17 protein-coding genes are annotated in these 23,027 nt (G+C 69.1%); 8 read left to right on the top strand and 9 right to left on the bottom strand.

The features are described 5' to 3' along the window. Positions 1-434: 434 nt before the first annotated feature. The 3 genes from ACFO8M_RS25630 to ACFO8M_RS25620 all read right to left on the bottom strand — a co-directional run bounded on the left by ACFO8M_RS25630 (position 435) and on the right by ACFO8M_RS25620 (position 3,629). Positions 435-2,474: an alpha-galactosidase gene (locus tag ACFO8M_RS25630; protein ID WP_387980764.1), complete on the bottom strand. Its 2,040-nt coding sequence runs from the start codon at positions 2,472-2,474 to the stop codon at positions 435-437. Between the two features lie 82 nt (positions 2,475-2,556). Next, complete coding sequence (locus ACFO8M_RS25625) at positions 2,557-2,817, bottom strand: hypothetical protein (protein WP_387980763.1); 261 nt, start codon at positions 2,815-2,817, stop codon at positions 2,557-2,559. Beyond that, positions 2,817-3,629, bottom strand: coding sequence for a phytanoyl-CoA dioxygenase family protein (locus ACFO8M_RS25620; protein ID WP_387980762.1), 813 nt, complete (start codon positions 3,627-3,629; stop codon positions 2,817-2,819). The genes ACFO8M_RS25625 and ACFO8M_RS25620 overlap by 1 nt, the downstream gene beginning before the upstream one ends. A 70-nt stretch (positions 3,630-3,699) precedes the next feature. Here ACFO8M_RS25620 and ACFO8M_RS25615 point away from each other — a divergent pair, with 70 nt between their 5' ends. Next, on the top strand, positions 3,700-4,482 hold the full coding sequence (locus ACFO8M_RS25615; RefSeq protein ID WP_387980760.1) for an AraC family transcriptional regulator: 783 nt from the start codon (positions 3,700-3,702) through the stop codon (positions 4,480-4,482). 15 nt (positions 4,483-4,497) lie between these two features. On the opposite strand, the gene ACFO8M_RS25610 is transcribed toward ACFO8M_RS25615, so the two are convergent. Next, on the bottom strand, positions 4,498-5,511 hold the full coding sequence (locus tag ACFO8M_RS25610; protein ID WP_387980758.1) for a nucleoside hydrolase: 1,014 nt from the start codon (positions 5,509-5,511) through the stop codon (positions 4,498-4,500). Positions 5,512-5,838: 327 nt separating this feature from the next. On the opposite strand from ACFO8M_RS25610, the gene ACFO8M_RS25605 reads away from it, so the two are divergent. The 5 genes from ACFO8M_RS25605 (at position 5,839) to ACFO8M_RS25585 (ending at position 13,878) form a co-directional block, all read left to right on the top strand. After that, complete coding sequence (locus ACFO8M_RS25605; protein ID WP_387980757.1) at positions 5,839-7,536, top strand: hypothetical protein; 1,698 nt, start codon at positions 5,839-5,841, stop codon at positions 7,534-7,536. A 186-nt stretch (positions 7,537-7,722) separates the two neighbouring features. After that, entirely contained in the window at positions 7,723-8,628 is a 906-nt protein-coding gene (locus tag ACFO8M_RS25600) for an ABC transporter permease subunit (RefSeq protein ID WP_387980756.1), read from the top strand. Next, a complete protein-coding gene (locus ACFO8M_RS25595) occupies positions 8,625-9,569 on the top strand; it encodes a carbohydrate ABC transporter permease (RefSeq protein WP_387980754.1) in 945 nt (314 codons plus the stop codon). Before ACFO8M_RS25600 ends, ACFO8M_RS25595 begins: the two co-directional genes overlap by 4 nt. A gap of 121 nt (positions 9,570-9,690) precedes the next feature. Next, on the top strand, positions 9,691-11,724 hold the full coding sequence (locus tag ACFO8M_RS25590; RefSeq protein WP_387980753.1) for an alpha-galactosidase: 2,034 nt from the start codon (positions 9,691-9,693) through the stop codon (positions 11,722-11,724). A 36-nt stretch (positions 11,725-11,760) separates the two neighbouring features. Beyond that, positions 11,761-13,878, top strand: a complete 2,118-nt coding sequence (locus tag ACFO8M_RS25585) for a beta-galactosidase (protein WP_387980752.1) — start codon at positions 11,761-11,763, stop codon at positions 13,876-13,878. Between the two features lie 55 nt (positions 13,879-13,933). On the opposite strand, the gene ACFO8M_RS25580 is transcribed toward ACFO8M_RS25585, so the two are convergent. The 3 genes from ACFO8M_RS25580 to ACFO8M_RS25570 all read right to left on the bottom strand — a co-directional run bounded on the left by ACFO8M_RS25580 (position 13,934) and on the right by ACFO8M_RS25570 (position 17,000). Further along, positions 13,934-15,181, bottom strand: a complete 1,248-nt coding sequence (locus ACFO8M_RS25580) for a glycoside hydrolase family 27 protein (protein ID WP_387980751.1) — start codon at positions 15,179-15,181, stop codon at positions 13,934-13,936. Between the two features lie 71 nt (positions 15,182-15,252). Then, a complete protein-coding gene (locus ACFO8M_RS25575; protein WP_387980750.1) occupies positions 15,253-16,008 on the bottom strand; it encodes an SDR family oxidoreductase in 756 nt (251 codons plus the stop codon). A gap of 2 nt (positions 16,009-16,010) precedes the next feature. Next, positions 16,011-17,000, bottom strand: coding sequence for a zinc-dependent alcohol dehydrogenase (locus ACFO8M_RS25570; RefSeq protein WP_387980748.1), 990 nt, complete (start codon positions 16,998-17,000; stop codon positions 16,011-16,013). 143 nt (positions 17,001-17,143) lie between these two features. On the opposite strand from ACFO8M_RS25570, the gene ACFO8M_RS25565 reads away from it, so the two are divergent. Next, positions 17,144-18,154, top strand: coding sequence for a LacI family DNA-binding transcriptional regulator (locus ACFO8M_RS25565; protein ID WP_387980747.1), 1,011 nt, complete (start codon positions 17,144-17,146; stop codon positions 18,152-18,154). Positions 18,155-18,263: 109 nt separating this feature from the next. Then, the gene (locus tag ACFO8M_RS25560; RefSeq protein ID WP_387980746.1) at positions 18,264-19,601 is read left to right on the top strand and encodes an L-fuconate dehydratase; all 1,338 of its coding nucleotides are present in this window, start codon (positions 18,264-18,266) and stop codon (positions 19,599-19,601) included. Here the strand turns inward: ACFO8M_RS25560 and ACFO8M_RS25555 are convergent. Next, positions 19,582-20,532, bottom strand: a complete 951-nt coding sequence (locus tag ACFO8M_RS25555; protein WP_387980745.1) for a glycoside hydrolase family 43 protein — start codon at positions 20,530-20,532, stop codon at positions 19,582-19,584. The genes ACFO8M_RS25560 and ACFO8M_RS25555 overlap by 20 nt on opposite strands. Continuing rightward, positions 20,522-22,978: a glycoside hydrolase family 2 protein gene (locus ACFO8M_RS25550; RefSeq protein WP_387980743.1), complete on the bottom strand. Its 2,457-nt coding sequence runs from the start codon at positions 22,976-22,978 to the stop codon at positions 20,522-20,524. The genes ACFO8M_RS25555 and ACFO8M_RS25550 overlap by 11 nt, the downstream gene beginning before the upstream one ends. Between the last annotated feature and the right edge of the window lie 49 nt (positions 22,979-23,027).

The raw sequence follows: 23,027 nt of genomic DNA, 5'->3' as shown, positions 1-23,027 counted from the left end.
GCACCAGGCCGGGAGCTACCCGACACCAATCCTGCTGCAACCCACACTAATCGGCTTGGCTTAGTCTGCGTTACACCTACCCGACACCTGTACAGATTCCCTGTCCCTGTGCGTACTCCAATCATCCCACCCCACACCCCCAACCGCATCACCCACACGATGACAACATCCTCACCTTTCACACCAACCCCGCAGGGCCGCAACACAACCCACACCCACACCCACACCCACACCCGCCCCGCCCTGCCCCGGGGCGATCCCGACCAGACGGCCGACCACGCCCCGACCCGCCACCCGCCCCCGTCGATGCCGCCCTTGTCTCGAACCCCCGGCCCGCAACAAACCCCACCCACCCCGCCACCGCCACCGCCACCGCCACCGCCACCGCAGACACCCCACACCCGACAACCGCCCCCAACTGAACACCATTGTGTCTAGCCCGGCGTCACTTCGAAGACGCGGGCGACCGGGCCCTCCGGGACCGCGACGACGGGGACGCCGCCGTCACTGCGAACCGTCCATCGTGGAAGCTGAACGGGGTAGACCTGGTTGAGGACGCGCCCGCGCAACTGCGGCAGCGCGACCTCGGCGGCCTCGCCGCGCGACCACACCGCCAGCAGTGCTCGGTCGCCGGCATCGAGGACGAGCGCGACGACCTCGTCGTCCCAGGCGGGCAGGCCCAAAGGCCAGCTCGGGCGGCTCTGGGCGATGCGGTGCCGCCAGTCCCTGTGGAGCGCAATGGCTTCCATGACGAGGCCGGTCTGCTCGCCGCCGAGCCGGTCCAGGAACCCGGACAGGTAGAGGCGGCCCATGATGCCCGCGACCATCGCGAACGCGGTCTCCTCGATGCTCATCGACTCGGCCGGATAGGCCCAGTTCCCGGCCTGTTCGGGGAGGACGCTCAAGGGCGCGGCGGCCGCGATCGTCGGGTACAGCCGGAAGTCCTGCTGGTCGCTGGTGGACTGCAGGTGCGCCACGGACAACATGCCGTAGTCCATGCGCATCGCGCCCGACGAGCAGCTTTCGATCAGCACGCCGGGGTGGCGGGCCTGGACGGCGAGCAGCCAGTCCCGGTAGGCGCGGGAGTGGGCGAGGAGTCCGCCGCCGGCTGCCGTCGCGTCCACCTCGGTCCCCGCCCCGGGATTGAGGTTGTAGTCGAGTTTGAAGAACGAGACGCCGTAATCGGCGATGAGTCGGTCCACGGTGTCGTCGAGGTGGGCGCGGACGGCGGGGTGGCGGAAGTCGAGCTGGTATTTCCCGCCCTCGATGACGCGCTCGCCGAAGCGGCGGAAGAAGGCGTCGTCGGGCAGGGTCTTCGCGAGCGGCGAGTTCATGCCGAGGACTTCGGGTTCCAGCCATAGGCCCGCGCGCATGCCGGTGCCGTGGACGGCGTCGATGACCGAGATCAGTCCGCCGGTGAACCGGCCCTCGCCCTCGCGCCATTCGCCCGTGCCGCACCACCAGCCTTCGTCCTTGCCCGCGAACCAGCCCGCGTCGATGCAGAAGTACTCCGCCCCGGCGTCGGCGGCGGCCTCGATGATCGGCAGGAGCTTCTCGGTGGACGGGTCGCCCATGAGGGTGTTCATGTAGTCGTTGTAGATGACCGGGAGTCCGGCGTCGACGGGCCGGAGGTGGCGGATCGCCCGCCGGTATTCGGTGAGCGCCCCGATCGCGGCGTCCCGTCCGCCTTCGGCGGCGGCGAGACCCGCTGGGACCGAGGTGAACTCGGCGCCGGGCGCGAGCCGTTCGGCGAACTGGTGCTCGAGGTCGGTGGGGCCGAGCACGCTGACGATCACGGCGTCTCGGCGCTGGGAGACCTCCCAGTGCCAGCCGGTGGTGGTCTCGATCTGCCAGGCGACCGAGGCGTCGGCGCCTGCGAGGACACCGGTGGGCAGCACCGTCCCGCTGGACCAGGCGCCGGTGCTCGTCACGGCGAAGTGGCCGCGGGCGGCCTGGTGCTTGTGGAGGTCGAGGTTCATGTCGGGCAGGAACTCGGTGATCGGCCGCTGGTGCCAGCGTCCTTCGCCGAGCCATTCGCCCTCGCCCCAGAGCAGATCCAAGTCCCCCAGCGGAACCGCGAACTGCGCGGAGGTCACGGCCGTGAGGACGATGTGGGCGGCCGAGGTGTTGCGGACCGTCTGGGTGATCTGGAGGCCGGGTCCGGCGGAGCGGAAGCGGGAGGTGACTTCGAGGCCGGTCTGCGCGTCCAGCTGACGGATCAGCAGTTCGGCCTCGCCGGCGGTGTGGTCGACGTAGCGGAGCCGCGAGCCGACCGCCGACCGCACGTAGGCCTGGGTGGAGCCCGCCCCCGTCTCACCGGCCGTGTACACGTCGACGATCTCTTGCGGCGCAAGCGCGGACGGCGTGTCGGGGCCGGTGGACAGGCGGGTGAGCCGGACGGGACGGTCGCCGTGCTCGAAGCGCAGGTGGAGGTCGGGGAGGCGCCATTCGAAAGCGCCGTCGGTGAGGGTCATCGGTGTGCTTTCTGCGTGGAGCGTGGGTTGCCGGACGCCGACGGCGCGGCGTCCGGCAACCGCGGGGGAAGGGCCGGGTCGGCTATTCGAGCTTCTCGAACCAGAACTCGTGCTTCATGAACGAAGTGTCGTATTCGTGGCCCGGGTAGGGCGGGATCAGTTGGGAGGCTTGGAAGAGCCGCCAGCCGTCCCTGAGCGCGTCGACCCCCGTCTCGTACGGCGGTTCGTCGCCGTCACCGGTGGTCGGGTTGGTCTTGCCGGTGCCGTCGTAGTTGGACCAGCCGAGCACGTGCGAGTCGAGGCCGGAGGTGTTCAAGTAGAGGACGAGGACTTGCTGCTTCATCAGACCCTCCCGGGGCGGTTGGCGACGCGGGTCGCCCAGTAGTCGATGTCGAACGAGGTGTCGTTGGTCAGCGCGCGCCACATCTTGATGCGGTTGTGGATCTCGAGGCGGGCGGTGGCGTGCTCGCACCAGGGGTGGTAGACCGAGAGTGCTTCGGACACGCCCGGGTCGTCGAGGTCGTCGACGTTCCAGGTCCGCACCTGGGGCACCGTCGGGTTGAAGCGGATCTTGTACATGTAGCGGCGGATGTCGGAGTCGTTGCGGCGACCGCCGTGCCAGATCCCGTGGTGGAGAAGGACGACCGTGCCGGGCGGGCAGGTGAGGCGGGTCTGGCCGCGGAGGTTCTGGTAGCGGCCGGTGTCGGACTCGTTGGTGCGCCGCAGGTGTGAGCCGGGGACTGAGAGGGTGCCGCCCATGTCGGCAGTGACCTCTTGCGGGTAGTACATGAGCTGGACGTCGAAGGCGTCGGTGCGGGTGTCGATGATCGCGTCGCCGTGGAGGGGCTGCGCTTCGCCCTCGCGCGGCTCGCGGACGTGGACGTGGTGGTGGTCGACCGTGGGGTCGGATCCGATGAGGCTCTGGAGCGCCCCGGCGACCGCCGGGATGTCGAGGAGCGCCCGCGAGATCGAGCCTTCGGCGAAGGCCTGCCTCAGCGGTGTCCCGTACTCGACGCCCGGCTGCTGCCCGGCGTCGAATTCGGGGATGGCCCGCTCGTTGAGTTCGGCCGGCACGATCGCGTCCAGACGGTGGAAGCCGTTGGCGACGAACCGCGCCATCTCGACCGAGGTCAGTAGATGCTTGGTGGTTGTCATACGACGAGACTAGGAGGTAATCTCCCCGTTGCAATTGGACGTAATCACCAACTAGTGGTCGGTTCTCACCATGCATCAAGTGCAAATCCACCTGGATGAGCCTCCTCAGGTCAAAAGCGCCGGCTTCGGCCTCCACGGCCTCACCACCGACGAGGACGTCTTCCGCCTGCCCGAGCTCTGGCAGCTCCACCTGTTCGACTACGAGGCCGACCTCTGGATCGGCGGCACCCCGCACGCCATCCGGCCGGGCCATGTCAGCCTCATCCCGGCCGGTGTCGAAGCCCGCTTCCGCTACCGAGGGCGGTCCGAGCACCTCTATCTCCACCTCCGCATGGCCGAGCGGGGCGAGGGCATCGAGACACCGGCGATGCGGGACGCCGGGCCCGCGGCACCGATGCTGGGCGACATGCTCCGGCGCGCGATCACCGCCGCCGCGGAGTCGCCGGCGCAGGCGTCCGCGGAGGTCTGGGCGGCGCTGTGGCGTATCGTCCGATTGCAGCCCAAGGAGAACGGAGCGGGCAGCCCGCAAGCCGTGACCGCGGCCCTCGCCCATATCGAGCAGCATCTGCCGCTGCCGATCACGGTTCCTGAGGTCGCCGCCGCGGTGGGGGTCTCGCACAACCACCTCACCAGGCTCTTCCGGGCGGCCACCGGGACCACCGTCGTCGCGCACATCCGACGCCGCCGGCTCGAACGCGCCGGGCATCTCCTGCGCGAGTCCACTCTGTCTATTCCCGCGATCGCCGCCTCGGTGGGCATTCCCGATCTCCAGGCCTTCAACAAGGCGTGCCGCTACGAACTCGGCGCCTCGCCCAGGGCGATCCGCAAAGGCTTGGGAGCCGCGGCCGAGTGACGGCGGTCGGCCGCGTCAGTAGTCCCGTTCGGTCTGCCAGCGGTGGAAGGCGCGCAGTTTGAGGAACAGGTCTTCGAACATGAGCCTGTTGTCGATCCGGGTGTAGACCCTGATGGGGCGACCGTCGCGGCGTTCGGTGAGGGCACCGTGCTCGTCGAAGCGAGGGGCGGGCCGCAGCCCGTATTCGCTGGAGGAGGGGTCGGGGTCGAAGTAGGACTGGAGCGCGGTCAGCAGCACCAGTGGGGAGTCGCCGAGCGCATAGGTCGCCGGGTAGCCGAGCGCTTCGGCGCGCAAGGTCGCGTCGACGTGCCGCAGGGCCTGGTACAGGTGCGCCCCGAGCGGCCCGGCGGGGGCGACGCGTTCGCGCAGTTCGATATCGGCGACCAGGCATCGGCGGTAGGCGTCGCGGGGCACCTGCCACAGCGGGAGGTCGGAGTCGTTGAAGACGACCTGTGCGGCGACGGGATCGATCCCGAGGTTGTACTCCGGCCCGGTGACTCCTGGCGGCGGGTATGCCGTTCCGGGGTATTCGGGGCCGCCGATCCATGCCACGGTCAGTCGCCGCGCGATCGAGGGGTCGATCAGGTAGGCGGAGGCGATGTCGGTGAGGCCGCCGCCGCAGACGACGAACAGCGGCCGGGGATCATCGCGGTGTGCTTCCGCGATGATGGCGGCGGTCGCGGGTGACCGCTGCGGCGTGGTCCGATCATGCAGCGCCAGTTCAGAACCTGGCACGAGAGCGTCGGCTGCGTCGAGGCCCATGACGGCCAGCAGTTCGGCGGCCTTTTCGACACCGGCGGCGGCGCTGCCGGGCCCGGGATGGAACCCGTCGCCGGGCCGCAGGTGCGATCCGATGATGGACCGGATCTCGACCGCGGGCGAGAGCAGGTGGTGGGCGAGCTGGAACAGGTCGTCGGGATCGCCGGCGAAGTCGTTGTCGATGATGACCCGGATGCCGGGCTTCGGCCGTGGTTCGGTTCCGAGCCAAGGGAAGGCCCCCAGCGGCCACGTGTGCCTCAAATCGTTCACGGATATCGGTGTCCCTTCATCGGCCCGGCGCTTTGCCTGGGCCTCTAGCGCCGGCCGACGCCGCCCGCGCCTCGATTCATCTGATCTACGGATTCTCGCCTCGTCGAAACCGGACGAACTGAACCAGACAAAAGCTACAGATCATGATATTTCTCCGAGTCTTGCGGCGAATCTTCTCATTGGAACGCGTATTCATCTGCCTTTTTGCGCGCAGGGTCTTGCGCGGCGGAGCGTCGCGGGCTACCTTTCGTTTGTAGGCATATCTAAATTTAGTGATCTTCGGCCGCCTCCATCCTTCCGCCGGAGCACCTTCGAAGGGACCCTCACATGCTCGAACCCTCCTCCAACGCGCCCTTCAAACGGCGCTCCCTGTTCAAGGTCGCCGGCCTCGGCGCCGCAGGGGCCGCCGGACTGCCCGTCCTCGCGTCGTGCGGCGACATCGAGTCGGGTGAAGGCGCCGTGCAGAGCACTGAGGGTTTCGACTTCCTGCCCACCTACAAGGAATGGCCGCTGCCGGTCCAGCCCGACCTGGTCGGCGAGCCCCCGAACCACCCCTCCGGCTTCACCTCCTACCCCGAACCGATCCAGGCCGTCGCCGAACTGCCTTCAGGCAGCGGCACTTACGAACTGACCGTGCCCGTCTGGGGCGACACCCCGTCCGGAGACGACCCGTACTACGCAGCGGTCACAGAAGCCTGGGGCGGCACCGTCATCAACCTCCGCCAGGCCGACGGGAACACCTTCGCCGACACCTCCGTGCAGTGGCTCAAGGCCAACGAGTACGGCGACGCCATCCTGATGTTCGGCTGGATGCTTGGCTCCCACACCGACTTCCGGGAGACGGTGGTCAACAACTTCTACGACCTGACCGACATCGTGAAGGGCGACATCGCCGAGCGCTGGCCGCTGTTGGCCGGAATGCCGAACTCGTCGTGGGGCCAGTCGGTGTGGTCGAAGGACCCCGCCGACCCCGACAGCGCCCGCATCTTCGGCATCCCCGGCAACCTCAGCGGCGGTCAGGGCAACGCCGTGTTCGTCCGCACCGATTACCTCGAAGCGGCGAACCTGGCGATGCCGACCACGGTCGAGGAGCTCCTGGAGGTCTGCCGCGCCTGGTCCGACGACGCGAACGGCAAGTGGGCCTTCGCCACCCTCGACTGGTTCGTCGGCCAGTGGTTCTCCGCCGACGACACCGAAGGCTGGCTCTGGGACGCGGACCAGGAGAAGATGATCCACTCCTGCGAGCTTCCCAACTTCACCGAGATGCTGACATTCCGCCGCACGCTGTGGGATGAGAAGCTCATCCACCCCGACGCCCCGTCCGGGACCCTGGACTTCCACGCGTTGCAGGCGTCCGGTGCCGTCCTGTTCACCCAGGACAGCATGGGCTGGTGGGGCGAGTTCGTACGCCAGGTCAATGCCGGTGAGATCGATGCCGGCGCGATCGCCCCGCTTCCGCCCCTGGCCGCGAACGGCCGGACCCCCATCGTCCCCATGAACACGACGGTCGACGGCTGGACCTTCCTCAACAAGGACCTCAGCAAGGAGCAGGTCGAGGAGATCCTCGACATCGCGAACTGGTGCTCCTCCCCGTACGGCACCGCCGAATTCGAGCTGCTGCAGTACGGCATCGAAGGCGAGCACTTCAACCTCGGCGAGGACGGCACCCCAGTCATGACCGAGCTGGGGAGCAAGATCGTCGGGGGACCGGTCAACTACAAGGCCCTGTCCGGCCAGGTCCAGACCTTCCTCACCGGCGACCCCGGGATGGTCCAGGCCCGGTTCGATTACAACGCCTCGATTCAGCAGTACGCCGGGACGAACCTCTTCGAGGGCATGCGGATCGAGGGCCCGGCCGACTTCAAGGCCGCCTCCCAGACGCTCTGGGACCAGCAGAACGACATCGCCTACGGACGCAGCGACCTGTCCTCCATCCCGGACATGGTGCAGACCTTCCTGGACAACGGCGGCGAGGCCGCCCGCCAGTACTACACGGACGCATATAAGTCCATTAAGGGCGAGTAACACCTCGGCCGGGCGGCCCGTCGTCCGGAACAGGCCCTCGGAGCTGGGCCGCCCGGCCGACTCCCCGCCTCCACACAAGATCTACGACGACTGGAATCTCAAGCGATGGCAACACTCCAGAGCACGGCACCACCCGACGCGGACCGGTCAGAGGACCGCCCCCCCATCGTCAGGCGCAAACGGACCGTGGCCCAACGCTTCCGCCACGACTGGCCCCTGCTGCTCCTGGCACTCCCGGTAGTCGCCCACCTCGCGATCTTCCACTACTGGCCCACCGCCTGGAACATCATCGCGTTCATGGACTACAGCCCCTACCGCCCCTTCTGGGAGAACCCGTTCGTCGGCTTCGCCTGGTTCGAGCGGCTGTTCAACGACCCCTACTTCACACCGGCCCTGCTCAACACCCTGAAGTTCGCGGCCCTCAACCTGCTGTGCATGTTCCCGCTCTCCATCGTGCTGGCACTGGCCATGAACAGCATTATCTCCATCAAGGTCAGGTCGACGTTCCAGTCCATCGTGTACCTGCCGCACTTCTTCTCGTGGGTCCTCGTCGTCACCGTGTTCGTCCAAGTCCTCGGCGCCGACGGCCTCGTCTCCAACTGGATCATGAACGGCGGCGGGGAACGCCTCAACTTCACCTCCAACCCCGACTCGTTCCTGCTCCTGGTGTGGATGCAATGGGCCTGGAAGGACGCCGGCTGGGGCATGATCATCTTCCTCGCCGCGCTCTCCTCGATCAACCCGAGCCTGTACGAGGCCGCGGCCTCCGACGGCGCCAACCGGTGGCGGCGCATGTGGCACATCACCCTTCCCGGTATCCGCCCCGTCATCATCCTGCTGCTCATCCTCCAGATCGGCGGCATCCTCAGCGTCGGCTTCGAGCAGTACCAGCTCCAGCGCCAATCCATCGGCTACCAGGCCACGGAAGTGCTCGACACCTACGTCTACTACCAGTCGATCATCGGCAACCAAGGCGAATCGTTCGGCACCGCCGCGGGCCTGTTCAAAGGCGTCATCGGCTTGATCTTGATCCTCATCGCCAACAAGATCGCCCACCGCCTCGGAGAGCAAGGGATCTACCAGAAATCATGAGCGCCACCAGCATCCGCATCACGCCCCGCCGGAAGAGCGCCCGGCCCGTATGGGACGAAGAACCCACGCTCGCGGGCAAGGCCGTCAAAGCCCTGTTCCTGATCTGCTACGGCGCCGCGATCGTCCTGCCGCTCTGGGCCGTCGTCGCCACCAGCTTCGCCAGCGAGGAAGCCTTGACGCGCGCCGGCGGCAGCCTCCTGATCCTGCCCACCGATGTGAGCTGGCAGGCCTACCGTGAGATCTTCTCCGGCGGCGCGCTCACCGACTCGCTGATCCTGACCACCGTCCTCACCGTCGGCGGCACCGCCATCAGCATGGTCCTCACCATCTGCGGCGCCTACGCGCTCTCGCGCACCGGGTCCCTCCTGCACCGCCCGATCCTGTGGCTCATCCTGCTCACGTTCCTGTTCGGCCCCGGCATGTACCCGAGCTTCCTCGTCGTGCAGAACCTCGGCCTGTTCAACTCCTACTGGTCGCTCATCCTGCCCGGAGCCGTGGGCACCTTCAACATCATCATCCTGCGCGCGTTCTTCATGAACTCGATCCCCGGCGAACTCCTCGACGCCGCCAAAATGGACGGCGCCGGCGAGTTCCGGACCCTGTTCACCATCGTCCTGCCGATGTCGAAAGCGATCCTGGCGGTCATCGCCCTGTTCTACGCCGTCGGCTACTGGAACATGTACTTCCAAGCCGTCCTCTACACCCCAGGGCTCGACACCCAGCCGATCCAGGTGGTCCTGCAGCGGATGCTCATGTCCACCCAGGGCCTGCCGGAGGGCGCACAGGCCGCTGCGCAGTACCAGTCCCAAGGCGAGGCCGCACCCACGGCCGCGCTCAAGATGGCCGTGGTCGTCTGCACGATCGTCCCGATCGTGATCATGTACCCGTTCATCCAGAAGCACTTCACGAAGGCCGTCATCACCGGCGCCGTGAAGGGATAGACCCGCGGTCTGTGAGGGTCCGCTGGGGGAAGGGCGTCCGGGCCAGATCCGGGTCCGGGCGCCCGCTAACCTCCGCATCCCCTCGACCGCTGTTCCGCTCCGCAGTTGAAGGACTCCAGTCATGAACACCGCCAACGAATTCGAGTGGCTCCGGGCCGGCCTGCACGTGCGCTTCGCGCACGGTGACGGCCCCGTCAAGCTCACCCGGCTGGCGACCGGACCCGACGCGCGGTCCGCGGCGGTTCCCTCGGCGATCGTCGAACTGTTCACCGACGGGCGGATGCGCGAACGCAACACCCAGATCTACCTGCATTCGGCGGTGGGGGTGCGGCTGCGCCACGTCGAGCACGAGATCGACGGGAACGAACTGCGAATCCGCCAGCGCGACGACGAGTCCGGCATCGAGGTCGTCAGCCGGTTCCGGGCGGCGGGGCCGGGGGTGCAGATCACCCACACCGTCCGCAACACGACCGGCGACGACCTCGTGCTCACTACGGTGACGTCGGCGCTCGTTGCGCTGCAAGGGGACTCGTACGACCTGTTGTGGGGTCAGAGCGAGTGGCTGGGTGAGGGCCGCTGGAAGCAGCACCCGCTGGCCGAGGTCCTCCCGGATCTCAACCTGGGCTTTCACGGCCAAGACGGGCGGGGCCGTTTCAAGGTCACCAGCCACGGCGCCTGGTCCAGCGGCGACGTGCTGCCCACCGGGGTCCTCGCCGGGACCGAGGGTCCTTCGGTCGCTTGGCAGGTGGAGACGAGTGCGGGCTGGCATTGGGAGCTGTCGCGCCTGCGGGAGGGCGTGACTCTCGGCGTGTTGGGCCCCACGGACATTGAGCACCAGTTCGCAGAGCGGCTGGCCCCTGGCGAGGAGTTCACGACGGTGCCCGCGGGTCTGGTCGTCACCGACGGCGGCCGGGACGCGGCGTTCGCGGCCCTGGCGGACTACCGCCGCGCGATCCGCGTGCGCCGTCCGGTCGACGACAGGCTCCCGGTCGTCTACAACGACTACATGAACACGCTGATGGGCGACCCGACGACCGAGAAGCTGCTGCCGCTCGTCGAGTCCGCGGCGGCTGCGGGGGCCGAGTACTTCTGCATCGACGCCGGCTGGTTCGCGGGGCCGGAGGGCTGGTGGTTCAGCGCCGGTGCATGGCGTGAGGCTCCGGGCCGGTTCAGCGGGGGGCTGCGGTCGGTCGTCGACGCGATCGTCGACGCCGGTATGCGGCCGGGTCTGTGGCTCGAGCCCGAAGGGGTGGGGGTGGCGTCTCCGGTCGCCCAGCGCCTGCCCGATGAGGCGTTCTTCCAGCGCTTCGGGAAGCGCCTGGTCGAGGGGAACCACTTCCAGCTCGACTTCCGGCACCCTGCCGCGCGCGCCCATCTGGATGAGACGGTCGATCGGCTCGTGGACGAGTTCGGCGTCGGGTTCTTGAAGCTCGACTACAACGTCAATCCCGGTGTGGGCACCGAGGTCGGTGTCGAGGCCCCGGGTGCCGGGCTGCTCGGCCACACCCGTGCCTTCCGCGACTGGCTGCTCGCGGTGCAGGCCCGGCATCCCCGGCTGCTCATCGAGAGCTGCTCTTCGGGCGGCATGCGGATGGACTACGGCCTGCTTTCGGTCGCGCATCTGCAGTCCACCAGCGACCAGCAGGACTTCCTGCTCTATCCGCCGATCGCGGCCTCCGCGCCGGCGAGTGTGCTCCCTGAGCAGGCGGGCAACTGGGCGTATCCGGACGCGTCGATGAGTCTGGAGGAGACGGCGTTCGCGATGACGGCGGGCGTGATGGGGCGGATGTATCTCTCGGGGTTCCTCAATGCGCTCGGCGAGGAGCAGTCGGCCTTGGTCAGGGAAGCGGTTGTGCTGCACCGGGACCGGCGCGGCGGCATCGCCGCTTCGCATCCGGTCTGGCCGCTCGGCCTGCCCGGTTGGGACGACGAGGTGATCGCGCTGCTGCTCGACTCGGGTTCGGAGTCCCTTCTGGCGGTCTGGTCGCGAGGCGGGGCCGCCGAGGTAGCGCTGCCCGGTCTGGAGAACCGCCGCTTGACGCAGGTGTATCCCGCGTCCTTGCCGGGCTGGAAGGTCCGCGAGGTGGACGGTGTCCCGGTCCTCGCGGTCCCGTCGGGGCCGAGTGCCCGGATCTTCGCGGTCGACTCCGACTGACACCTTGCCGTCAACACCCATTTTGAAGGAAACCGCATGTCCAACTGGCCGAACCCGATCCTGTTCGGAGCCGCTTACTACTACGAGTACCAGCCCGCCGTCGTGGACGGCTTCGACACCGAAGCTGCGAAGCGGCGGCTGGAGGAGGACCTCGACCTCATGGCCGAGGCGGGGTTCTCGGTGATTCGCGTGGGCGAATCGGTCTGGAGCACTTGGGAACCCGAGAACGGGCGGTTCGAACTCGACTGGCTGCAGCCGGTGCTGGACGGCGCCCGCGAGCACGGGATCGGCGTCGTCCTCGGCACGCCGACGTACGCGGTGCCGCCGTGGCTCGCGCGGCTCTACCCGGAGATCGCGGCGGAGCACCGGACCGGCCGGCGCGTGAACTGGGGCGGCAGGCAGGAGGTGGACTACACCCACCCGGCCTTCCGGTTCCACGCCGAACGCGTCAACCGCAGGATCTTGGCGCGCTATGCCGACCATCCGGCCGTGATCGGCTTCCAGGTCGACAATGAGCCCGGGGTCCAGCTCTACCACAATGAGGGCGTGTTCCAGCGGTTCGTCGACCACCTGCGCCACCAGTACGGGGACGTGGAGACGCTCAATCGCGAATGGGGCCTGGTGTACTGGTCGCACAGGCTCTCCACGTGGGCGGACCTGTGGCGGCCGGACGGGAACGCGCAGCCGCAGTACGAGCAGGCGTGGCGGCGGTTCCAGGCTCTGCAGACCACCGAGTTCATCGACTGGCAGGCCGCCATCGCCCGGGAGTACGCGCTCGAGGACCAGTTCGTCACGACCTGCATCTGCTACGGCAGGCCCGGGATCGACGAGCGCGCGGTGGCCGAGCGCCTCGACGTGACCGCCGGGAACCCGTACTACCGCATGCAGGACCACCTCGCGCTGCCCGTCGACCCGGCCAGTGGCACTCCGCATTGGACGTTGAGCGGCACTTGGTCGCTCTACCGGGCGGCGGACGCGATGTACGGGGCGCGGCAGGAGCCGTTCCTGGTCACCGAGACCAACGCGCAGGCGATCGGCGAGCCCTCGCACAACATGCCCGCCTATGACGGGCAGTGGCGGCAGGCCGCGTGGGCGCTCGTCTCGCGCGGTGCGGCCATGGTCGAGTACTGGCACTGGCACACCCTCCACTTCGGTGCCGAGACGTACTGGGGCGGGGTCCTCCCCCACAGCCAGAAGCCCGGTCGGACCTACCGTGAGCTCGCGAAGCTGGGCGTCGAGTTGCGCAAGGCGGGCCCGGCGCTCGACGGCCTGGTCCCCCACGCGGAAGTCGCGGTCCTCTCCTCGAAGGAGAGTGAGTGGGCCCTCGCGTCGCAGCCGGCGCTCGCGAACGCCGACGGGAGCCCCGACCACGGTTCGTTCCATTCGATCACCGGCCCGTTCTACAAGGGCGCCTTCGATGCCGGGCTTCAGGCCCGGATCGTCCACACTGAGCGGCTGGGCGGCCCGGTCGAGGCGGTCGCCGAGTTCCCGGTGCTCGTGGCGGCGGGGATCTACGCGGCGGACGACGCGCTCCTCGACTGGCTCGGCGACTATGCCGCAGCGGGCGGGCACCTCGTGCTCGGTCCGCGCACCGGATACGGCGACCAGGAGGCTCGGGCGCGGATGGACGTCAAGCCTGCTCGGCTGAGCGAGGCCGCCGGGGTCTGGTACGACGAGTTCGCCAATCCCACAGGGGAACTCGCGGTGCGGCCCGCGCTGGACTCGCCTCTGGAGCTGTCGGCGGCCGCGGGTGCGGTGAAGTGGGTCGACGGGCTGGTCCTGGACGGCGCCGAGGCGCTGGCCGAGTATGTGCACCCGCATTACGGCCGCTTCCCGGCCGTCACCGCGAAGGCGCAGGGGCAGGGCCGGGTCACCTATGTGGGCACGATTCCGAATGACGCCCTTGGTGAAGCGCTGTTCAGGTGGATGGCGCCCGCCGACGCCTGGCGGCCGGAGCACCCGAGCCTGACGGCGACGAGTGGCGTCACGGGTGAGGGCCGCACGGTCCGGTTCGTGCACAACTGGTCCTGGGACGCGGTCGACTTCGCGCTCCCGGCGGCGGTCACGGACGCCTTGGACGACACGGAATATGCCGCGGGAGACGCGTTGCGGTTGGGCTCGTGGGACGTGAAGGTCCTCATCGAACGCGGCTGACGTGTCGAAGGCCCTCCAGGTGCAGTACTTGCGTCTGGAGGGCCTTTAGCGTTTTCTAACGCAGGCGGAACATTGCCGAGCCGTGCGGTTCGACGTGCGCCGGCAGGTGGTCGCCGGGTTCGAGGTCCGAGTGGGCCCAGCAGTCCCGCACCTGCGCGGGCCGCCCGACACCGAGGGCCGACCACGGGAGCCGCAGTTCGGCGGCTGCCGGACCGCGGTTGAAGACCGCGACGAAGGCGCCGTCCTCTGAGGCCCAGGCCACGTGCTCGCCCTCGCGCCAAATCTCGCGGGCGCCGACGGGATGCTGCAGCGCGGCAAGGACTTCGGGGTTGGTGAGCAGCTCGATGGTCTCCGGGCTGGAGCTCGGCAGGTCCGCGCCGACCATGAGCGGGGAGCGGGCGATGCACCACAGGGTGAGCATCGTGCGCTGCTCGGCGGGGGTCAGGAGGCTGTCGCGGGGTTCGCCGACCTCCGCGCGAAGGCCCATGCGGCCCAAGGGAAGCATGTCCGCGTCGGGCCAGTGGCCCGGTCCTGCGTGCTGCGTCCAGTCGCGGAGGAGGTCGAACTGGGCGTCGACGTCCTTCCAGCGGTCCCACAGGTCGCCCGAGACCCGCCACATGTGCGAGTGCGCCTTCAGGTGCTCGGCGTGGTCGATCGAAAGCCCGACGCCGGGCGAAAGACTGAACACGATGTCGCGGCCGGAGCGGTCGATCGCGCGCCGGAACGCCGCGATCTCGTCGTCCCAGTAGGGGCCGATCATGTCGTCGGCTTTGATGAAGTCCACGCCCCAGTCGGCGAACTGGGCCACGAGCGCGTCGTAGTAGGCCTGGCCGCCGGGGTGGGAGTGGTCGATCCCCCAGTTGTCGTCGTTCCAGGAGCAGGGCCGGTCTTTATCGGCGATCTGCGCCGCCGTGTACTCGGTCCCCTTGATCGGGGTGTCGGCCGCGACGGCCTGGCGGGGGATGCCGCGCAGGATGTGGACGCCGAACTTCAGGCCCAGGGAGTGCACGTGGTCGGCCAGCGGCTTGAACCCGGCTCCGTCTGCGGCCGAAGGGAACCGGTTCGGGGCCGGTTGCGGCAGGCCGTACTCGTCGAGGACCAGTTCGGCCCCGGAGTTGTAGCCGCCCGCGCGGGCGGCAGGTTCGTACCACTGGATGTCGACGACGACGTACTCCCAGCCGTGTTCTGCCATGTGCTCGGCGATGAACTCGGCGTTCGCGCGGGTCTCGGCCTCGGTCACCGAACTTCCGAACACGTCCCACGAGTTCCAGCCCATGGGCGGGGTGTTGGCGAGTCGGGTCATGGGGTTGCTCCTTGGGTGGGGTCTGATGTCACGCATCATGATAACGATTTCAACTGGTGGATCGGATGGCGCTAGCGGCCGAGCCAGCCGCCGTCGACGGGGATGACCGTGCCCGACACGTAATCCGAAGCGGCACTGGCCAGGAACACCGTGGCTCCCGCGAGGTCGTCGGGCCGGCCCCAGCGGGCCGCGGGGATGCGTTCGAGGATCGCGCGCGAGCGATCCGGGTCGTCTTGCAGCGCTTGGGTGTTGTCGGTGGCGATATAGCCGGGCGCGATCGCGTTCACCGTGACGCCGCGGGCGGTCCACTCGTTCGCGAGCGCCCGGGTCAGCCCGGCGATCCCCGACTTGGCCGCGGCGTAGCCGGGCACGTTGATGCCGCCCTGGAAGCTCAGGAGCGAGGCGGTGAAGATGATCTTCCCTCGGCCGCGCTCGAGCATGGACCGGCCGACGGCGCGGGTGAGGGCGAACTGGCTCGTCAGGTTGACCTGGAGGACCTCGTCCCAGTACGCGTCGGGATGCTCGGCGGCGGGCGCGCGGCGGATGGTCCCGGCATTGTTGACCAGGATGTCGACCGGTTCCGCGGCGAGCGTTTCACCAAGGGCGGCAACGGCCTCCGGGTCGTTGAAATCGGCCCGGATCGCTTTGAAGGCGCGCCCGAGGGCGGTGACGCGCTCCTCGATCAGTGAGCCTTCGGGCTCGATGGTGGCGCTGACGCCGATGACGTCGGCGCCCGCAGCGGCGAGGGCCTCGGCCATGGCGAAGCCGATGCCGCGCTTGGCGCCGGTGACGACGGCGAGCCGTCCGGTGAGGTCGAAGAGGGTCATGGTCACTCCTGTCCGGCTTGGACGTCGACGAGGATCTTCATGGCCTCGCCGCCTGTGAGGGCGTCGAAGGCCGACTGGATCTCGGCCAGGGGCACGGTCTTGGTGATGAGGGCGTCGGCGGGGATCTCGCCGGAGTCCAGCAGCGCGACGGCGGTGTCGAAGTCCTCGCGCTGGTAGACCCGCGCGCCGAGCAGGCGCAGTTCGCGCCAGAAGACGCGCTGGAGGTTGATCGGGCGCGGCTCGGGGTGGATGGCGACGACGACGAGCGTGCCGCGGACCTTCGCGTAGTCGACCGCGCCGAGCACGGCCGCGGCGGCGCCGGAGACCTCGAAGACCACGTCGGCCCCCGCTCCGGCGGTCCACTCCTCCACCCAGGCCACGGTGTCGTCGCGGGCGTCGAGGACGGTGAAGCCGAGTTCGGCGATGCGTTCACGGCGCCCGGGATCGAGCTCGATCACGACGACCTCGCCGCCGAAGGACCGGGCGACCGCCGCGATGAGCACGCCGATGGGGCCGCCGCCGATGACGACGGCCTTCTGGCCGGGTTCGAGTTCGGCGCGGCGCACGTCGTGGACGGCGACGGCGGTCGGCTCGACGAGGGCCGCGTGCTGCAGCGAGAGCGAGGCGGGCAGGGGCACGAGGAGTCCGGCGTCGACGTTCCAGCGGCCCTGGAGCGCGCCGGGCGAGTCGATGCCCACGAAGTCGAGGTTCTGGCAGATGTGCTGGTTCCCCGCGAGGCACGCGGGGCAGGTCCCGTCCCAGGCGAGCGGCATCACCGTGACCGGGTCGCCGACCGCCCAGTCCGCGACGCCCTCACCGAGCGCGGCGATCGTGCCGCTCATCTCGTGCCCGATGATCGCGGGGGTCGCGACGCGGGCGTCCATGTGCCCGCTGAGGATGTGCAGGTCGGTCCCGCAGATCCCGTTGTAGGCCACGGCGATCTGCACCTGCCCGGGTCCCGGCGGGGGCTGCTCGGCCTCTCCCACGGTCATGGTCCGATTTCCTGCGTAATGCGCGGCGAGCACGACTGCCTCCTCGGGGGCGGGTACAGAACGATCGACGATGAGGATCGCACACATCCACCGATTGCGCAATCGTTTGTTCACCGATTCGGCGGATAGGCGATACTGGACCGATGGTGAAACTCAGCGATGTGGCCGCCCGCGCGGGCGTCTCGGTGTCGGCGGTCTCCAGAGTGCTCTCGGGCGACCCATCGGCCCGGGTCAGCGAGGCCACGCGCGAACGGGTCCGCAACGCCGCCGCCGAGGTCGGCTACCACCCCAACTTCGCCGGCCGGGCGCTCAAACTCGCTCGCACCGACGTCATCGCGCTCATCGTCCCCGACGTCACCAACTCGCTGTTCGCCGAGCTCACCCGCGGCGTGGAGGACGAGGCGGTCGCCCGCGGCTGCGTCATGCTGCTGGCCCGCAGCGAGGACATGCAGCCGGGCGGCAAGATGTTCGACCGCCTCATCGGCGAGGGCCGGGTCGACGGCGTCGTGCTCCAGCCCCGCGACGAGGCCGACCCCGAGGAACTGGCCCAGACCGTGGGCGAACGCGCGCCCCTGGTCACCATCCACCACCGCGTTCCCGGTGCGAGCTCGGTGGTCGTCCCCGACGCGCTCGCCGCCCAGCGTGCCACCGAGCATCTGATCGCCTTGGGGCACCGCAGGATCGGCTTCGCCGGCGGCCTCGCCGCCTCGCCCACCGCGCAGCGCAGGAACGAGGGCTACCGGGAGGCCCTGGCGCAGGCGGGCCTCCCCGGCGATCCGGACCTCGTCACCTGGCGCGGCTACCGCGAGCCCGACGGCCGGGCCTCGACGGCCGAGCTGCTGGCGCTTCCCCAGCGGCCCACCGCGATCGTGGCCGCCAACGTCAACGCCGCGGTCGGCGTCCTCGCCCAGGCCAGGGCCCAGGGCATCGCCGTTCCCGGCGACCTCTCGGTGGTCGCGATCCACGATGCCTGGACGGCCGAACACACCTGGCCGCCCCTCACGTGTGTGCGCATGCCGCTCTACGAACTCGGCCGGGCCGCCGTCACCGCGCTCGCCGACGCCATCGACGGCGGACCGATCACGCACCGCACGGTGCACGACCCCGAACCGGTCCTCGTCCCGCGCGCGTCCGCGGCCGCTCCCGTGAGCTGACCCTCACGCACCTCTTGCATCGGGCGACACCGGCCGCTATCGTCGATACTTGATCAAACGTTTGCGCAAACGGTGGCGCAGCCGTGGCCGCGAAACCGAGGAGACTCCAATGACCGTCATCGAAGCCGTTGAAGCACACGACATCCGCTTCCCCACCTCCGTGACGCAGGACGGCTCGGACGCGATGAACAAGGACGGCGACTACTCCGCCGCCTACGTCATCATCCGGACCGACGACCCCGAACTGTCCGGATACGGCTTCACCTTCACCATCGGCCGCGGCAACGACATCGTCGCCGCCGCCGCACTCCACTGGGCCGTCAAGCTGATCGGCCGCGACCTCGACACCATCGTGAACGACCCGGGGGGCCTCTACCGCGACCTCCAGTCCGATTCGCAGATGCGCTGGCTCGGGCCCGAGAAGGGCGTCGTCCACATCGCACTCGCGGCGGTCATGAACGCCGTCTGGGACCTCGCCGCGCGCGCCGCGGGCAAGCCCTTGTGGCGCCTGCTCGTCGACATGACCCCCGAGCAGCTCGTGGACGCCGCGGACCTGCGCTACCTCTCCGACGCGCTCACCCGCGACGAGGCCCTCGCGATCCTGCGGGCCCAGGAGCCGACCCGCGCCGACCGCATCGCCGAGCTCGAGGCCCGCGGCGGCTACCCCTGCTACACCACGAGCGCCGGGTGGCTCGGCTACAGCGACGACAAGCTCCGCCGTCTCCTCCAAGAGGCCGTCGGCGAGGGCTACCGGCACGTGAAACTGAAGGTCGGCGCCGACCTCGAGGAGGACCGCCGCCGCCTCGCCATCGCCCGCGAGGTCATCGGCTGGGACGCCAAGCTCATGATCGACGCCAACCAGGTCTGGGACGTCCCGGAGGCGATCGACTGGGTCAACGCGCTCGCCGAGTTCAAGCCGCACTGGATCGAGGAGCCCACCAGCCCCGACGACGTGCTCGGCCACGCGGCCGTCCGCCGCGCGGTGGCCCCGATCGGCGTCGCCACCGGCGAGCACGGCATGAACCGGGTCCTGTTCAAGCAGTTCCTCCAGGCCGAGGCCATCGACTACCTCCAGCTCGACTCCGCCCGGCTGGCCAGCGTCAACGAGATCATCGCCGTCTACCTGCTGGCCGCGAAGTTCGACGTTCCGGTGTGCCCGCACGCCGGCGGCGTGGGCCTGTGCGAACTGGTCCAGCACCTGTCGGTCTTCGACTACGTCGCCGTCTCGGCGAGCCTGGAGGACCGTGTGACCGAGTACGTCGACCACCTGCACGAGCACTTCACCGACCCGTGCATCGTCGCGAACGGCAACTACGTGCTCCCGTCGAGGCCCGGCTACTCAGCCGAGATGCACCGGGCCTCGATCGAGGAGTACGCCTACCCCGGCGGCGGCTATTGGAAGGGCCGGAGCGAAGCGGTGCAGGCCGTCACGTCCAAGCAGAGCTGAGGCGTTCGTACTCTTCTGCGGTCACCGGGAGCACGACGCCGTGGCACGGGTCCGTCGGCAGCCGGAAGTCCTCAGAGGGCGTCCACTCGCCGCCGGCGAGGTCGGTCGTCTCGAACGGCACGTAGCGGCGTTCGGGCGTGAACTCGTCGATCCAGAGGTACCACTTGTCCTCGGTGTTCGACTTGTACACGAGCGGCCCCTCCCCCCGGCTGATCGGCCCCAGGCCGATGCCCTCGGCCAGCGGCTTCCATTCGCCCGCAAGGGAGGTCGCGGTCTCGGAGAAGATGCTCTTGCCCTTCGGCACACCGGGGGTGCGGCTGCGCTCGTCCTTGAGGAAGCGGTGGTAGACGCCCTCGTGCTCGATGACGGTGGTGTCGATGGTGTGCCAGCCCCGGTCGATCCACACGCGGGGTTCGGAGAACTCCCGGAAGTCGCGGGTGTTCGCGCACATGATCCGGTTGTAGCTCTCGCCCTCGTGCTCGGGATTGTCGAAGAGCGTCGAGGACCAGTGGACGAGATAGGCCTCCTGCTCAGGGTCCCAAACGGACTCCGGAGCCCAGGTGTTGCCGGCCTCGGGCGGTGCGACCTCCACGAGCCGGCCTTCGCCCCAGTCCACCAGGTCCTCCGATTCCCAGACCATGACGGATCGGCTGCCCCAGCGCTGGTGCCGGTCCCAGTCGAGACTCTTGAAGAGGCACAGGTCGGTGGCGACCATGAAGAACCGGTCGCCAGCCGGGGAGCGGACGATATGCGGGTCGCGGACACCGCACTCGCCCAAGGTCGACCGCAGGACCGGCTTGCCGCCGTTGAGGTCGTCGAAGTGCAGAGGGTCGTCGCCGTCGCTCAGGGCGAAGTAGATCTGCTCGCCGTCGGCCGCCTCGCGCTTGAAGTGCACGTAGAGGTAGCCGGCGTAGCCGGGTTCAATGGACACGGATCTCCTCGATGTCGTTGGGCTGCTTGGGAAAGTACACACGGACCGTCAGCGCCGTCCGCGTCTCGAACTCGATGCGCACGGATCGCTCGCCGCCGGGTTCGGCCTCGTGGACCGGCACGAAGGTGCGGCTGTCCTCGGCCGTCTCGACGATCCACGGGTGGACCGGCGGCTCGGCGAAGTCGATCTCGATCCGGTTGATCGGATACTGGAACTCCAGGCTCGGGGCGATCCATTCGCCGGGTTCCCGGCGCTCCGCGCGCCAGATCGCACCGCCCGGCTCGGTCGCGTTGCCGCCCTTGTAACCGGGAGCGGTGCTGCTGGTCTTGACGGGGCGGTACGACGCCAGCGACATGAAGCCGGGGACGGACGGCGGAACGGCCAGGAACGGGGCGGGGGGCGCGAACCGCCGCTCCGTGCCCTGTCCGGGCTTCGCCGGGCCGACCGCGGTCAGGACGATCTCGGCCGGGGCCAGCCCTTCGACCACGGCCCGGATGCGCTGCGGCCCTGGGATATAGGAACGCATCTCGATCGCGCCGGCCCCGTCCCAGACGCTGTTGGTCTCCGGGGACAGGGTGAAGCTCGGTCCGGAGGGGAACACTCCCCCGCCTTCGACCACAGTGAGCTCGATGGTGCGGTCGTCGGCGACCCGGCGGCCGTGCTCGTCGAGCAGCTCGACCTCGATCCTCGCGTCACCGGTGCCGTCGGTGGGGATCGTCTCCGTGTCGCTCTTCAGGCGCAGCGCGACGGCGGTGCCCGGCTCGGGGAACTCCGGCGGGGCGATGCCGCGCAGCTGCTCGCGGTACCAGTGGTAGGCCCGCTTGGGCCTGCGGAAGTAGTCGGCCAGACCCATGAGCCCGGACCCGGGCGCGATGGTCTTGTAGTGGAAGGCGCACCAGAAGATCTTGCCTGAGCGCCAGGGATAGTCGGTCTCGACGCCGTGCTCCCACTGCACCTCGTACTCGCCGGGGCCGTTGCCGAGCGTCCCGTGGTACTCCGAGACGACGCTCGGAACACCGGGGTCCATGTACAGCTCCGCGCCGTCGCCGTTGTAACCGGCGATGTCGCCGAGCACGTCGAAGCCCCGCCGCTGCACGCCGCCCACGGCCGCCGGCCGGGTCGGGTCCAGCTCCTTCGACAGGGCCACCAGTTCGGAGGTGAGGGCTTTGGCCTTGTCGATCACCTTCTCGTCGCTGAAGAACGCCTCGTTGCCGATGCTCCAGGTGATGATGCTCGGGTGGTTGCGCTGGGTGCGGATCATCTCCCGCAGCGCCTGGCGCAGGCTCTCCTCGAACGCCGGCTCGTCGGCTTCGTTCACGGGGTAGGCGCTGGCGAACCAGTAGCCTTCGGTGTCTTCGCCGCCGATGCCCCAGAAGTGGAGTTCGGACCAGAACAGGAGTCCTTGGCGGTCGCATTCCTCGGCGAAGTAGGGGTGGTGGGGGTAGTGGGATCCGCGGATGATGTTCATCCCGAGGTCCTTGATCATCGCGACGTCACGGCGGATGGACGCGCGGGTGCCGGCGTCGCCCCAGCCGCCGCGGTTCTGGTGGACGTTGGCGCCGTGGAGGTCGAGGTGCTCGCCGTTGAGGAAGAACCCGCGATCGGCGGTGAACTCGAACCAGCGCACACCGAAGGAGGTCTGGTGCGAGTCGCGGACGGTCCCGTCGACCGAGATCGAGGCCGTCAGCTGATAGCGGTGCGGGTGGTCGGGGTGCCACAGCAGCGGATGCGCCAGGGCCCCTTCGAGTTCGACCACCGCGCGCGACCTGGCCGGGATCGTACGGCGCACGGGCGGAATCGTGGCCACCGCGCGCACAGGGTCGGCGATCACGGCCGCCACGTTGACCTCGACCGGTCGCGGTTCGTCGTTCACGATCTCGACGGCGGCGGCCACGGTGGCGCGCTCCCTGCTCACCTCCGGAGTGGTGACACCGACTCCGTGCCAGTCGATTCGCACGCGGTCGGCGACGATCAGGCTCACGTCGCGGTAGATGCCGCCCGCGAAGCTGTAGTCCCCGGCGCGGGGGGCGAGGCGCGCGTTCCACAGGTTGTCGACGCGCACGAGCACGTCGTTCGCCCCGGCCGTCACCGCGTCGGAGATGTCGATGGTGAACGGGGTGTAGCCGCCCTCGTGGCGTCCGACCGAGCGACCGTTGACGAACACCTCGCAGGTCTGGAAGACCCCCATGAACTCCAGGGCGATCCACCTGCCCAGCCATGCCTCGTCCACGTAGAGATTCCGCCGGTAGCAGCCGTGGCCGACGTAGATGCGGTGCGCACGGTAGTCCGGCTGCTCGAATGAGTGCGGCAGACCGACGTCGTACCACTGCGGATCGGGCGCCTCGCGTTCCGCTGCGGGGTGCTCGCCGAAGTCGAACTTCCAGCCGTCGTTGACGAACTGCTGCACTCGCATCATGGTGCCGGGGCCTTTCTGTTCGGGTGTCATGGCGGTGGGCCGCCCCCGGTCTTGACCCCTGGGGCGGCCCACCTGGTGG

Source organism: Glycomyces rhizosphaerae, assembly GCF_042647865.1.
GTDB classification, from domain to species: domain Bacteria; phylum Actinomycetota; class Actinomycetes; order Mycobacteriales; family Micromonosporaceae; genus Glycomyces; species Glycomyces rhizosphaerae.
The sequence above is the reverse complement of the archived record's forward strand: the minus strand, read 5'-3'. Positions and strand labels throughout refer to the sequence as shown.

Excerpts from the sequence above, each read along its gene's own strand:
- ACFO8M_RS25630 (WP_387980764.1), bottom strand. The coding sequence starts at position 2,474 with ATGACCCTCACCGACGGCGCTTTCGAATGGCGCCTCCCCGACCTCCAC.
- ACFO8M_RS25625 (WP_387980763.1), bottom strand. The coding sequence starts at position 2,817 with ATGAAGCAGCAAGTCCTCGTCCTCTACTTGAACACCTCCGGCCTCGAC.
- ACFO8M_RS25620 (WP_387980762.1), bottom strand. The coding sequence starts at position 3,629 with ATGACAACCACCAAGCATCTACTGACCTCGGTCGAGATGGCGCGGTTC.
- ACFO8M_RS25615 (WP_387980760.1), top strand. The coding sequence starts at position 3,700 with ATGCATCAAGTGCAAATCCACCTGGATGAGCCTCCTCAGGTCAAAAGC.
- ACFO8M_RS25605 (WP_387980757.1), top strand. The coding sequence starts at position 5,839 with ATGCTCGAACCCTCCTCCAACGCGCCCTTCAAACGGCGCTCCCTGTTC.
- ACFO8M_RS25595 (WP_387980754.1), top strand. The coding sequence starts at position 8,625 with ATGAGCGCCACCAGCATCCGCATCACGCCCCGCCGGAAGAGCGCCCGG.
- ACFO8M_RS25590 (WP_387980753.1), top strand. The coding sequence starts at position 9,691 with ATGAACACCGCCAACGAATTCGAGTGGCTCCGGGCCGGCCTGCACGTG.
- ACFO8M_RS25585 (WP_387980752.1), top strand. The coding sequence starts at position 11,761 with ATGTCCAACTGGCCGAACCCGATCCTGTTCGGAGCCGCTTACTACTAC.
- ACFO8M_RS25580 (WP_387980751.1), bottom strand. The coding sequence starts at position 15,181 with ATGACCCGACTCGCCAACACCCCGCCCATGGGCTGGAACTCGTGGGAC.
- ACFO8M_RS25575 (WP_387980750.1), bottom strand. The coding sequence starts at position 16,008 with ATGACCCTCTTCGACCTCACCGGACGGCTCGCCGTCGTCACCGGCGCC.
- ACFO8M_RS25570 (WP_387980748.1), bottom strand. The coding sequence starts at position 17,000 with ATGACCGTGGGAGAGGCCGAGCAGCCCCCGCCGGGACCCGGGCAGGTG.
- ACFO8M_RS25565 (WP_387980747.1), top strand. The coding sequence starts at position 17,144 with ATGGTGAAACTCAGCGATGTGGCCGCCCGCGCGGGCGTCTCGGTGTCG.
- ACFO8M_RS25560 (WP_387980746.1), top strand. The coding sequence starts at position 18,264 with ATGACCGTCATCGAAGCCGTTGAAGCACACGACATCCGCTTCCCCACC.
- ACFO8M_RS25550 (WP_387980743.1), bottom strand. The coding sequence starts at position 22,978 with ATGACACCCGAACAGAAAGGCCCCGGCACCATGATGCGAGTGCAGCAG.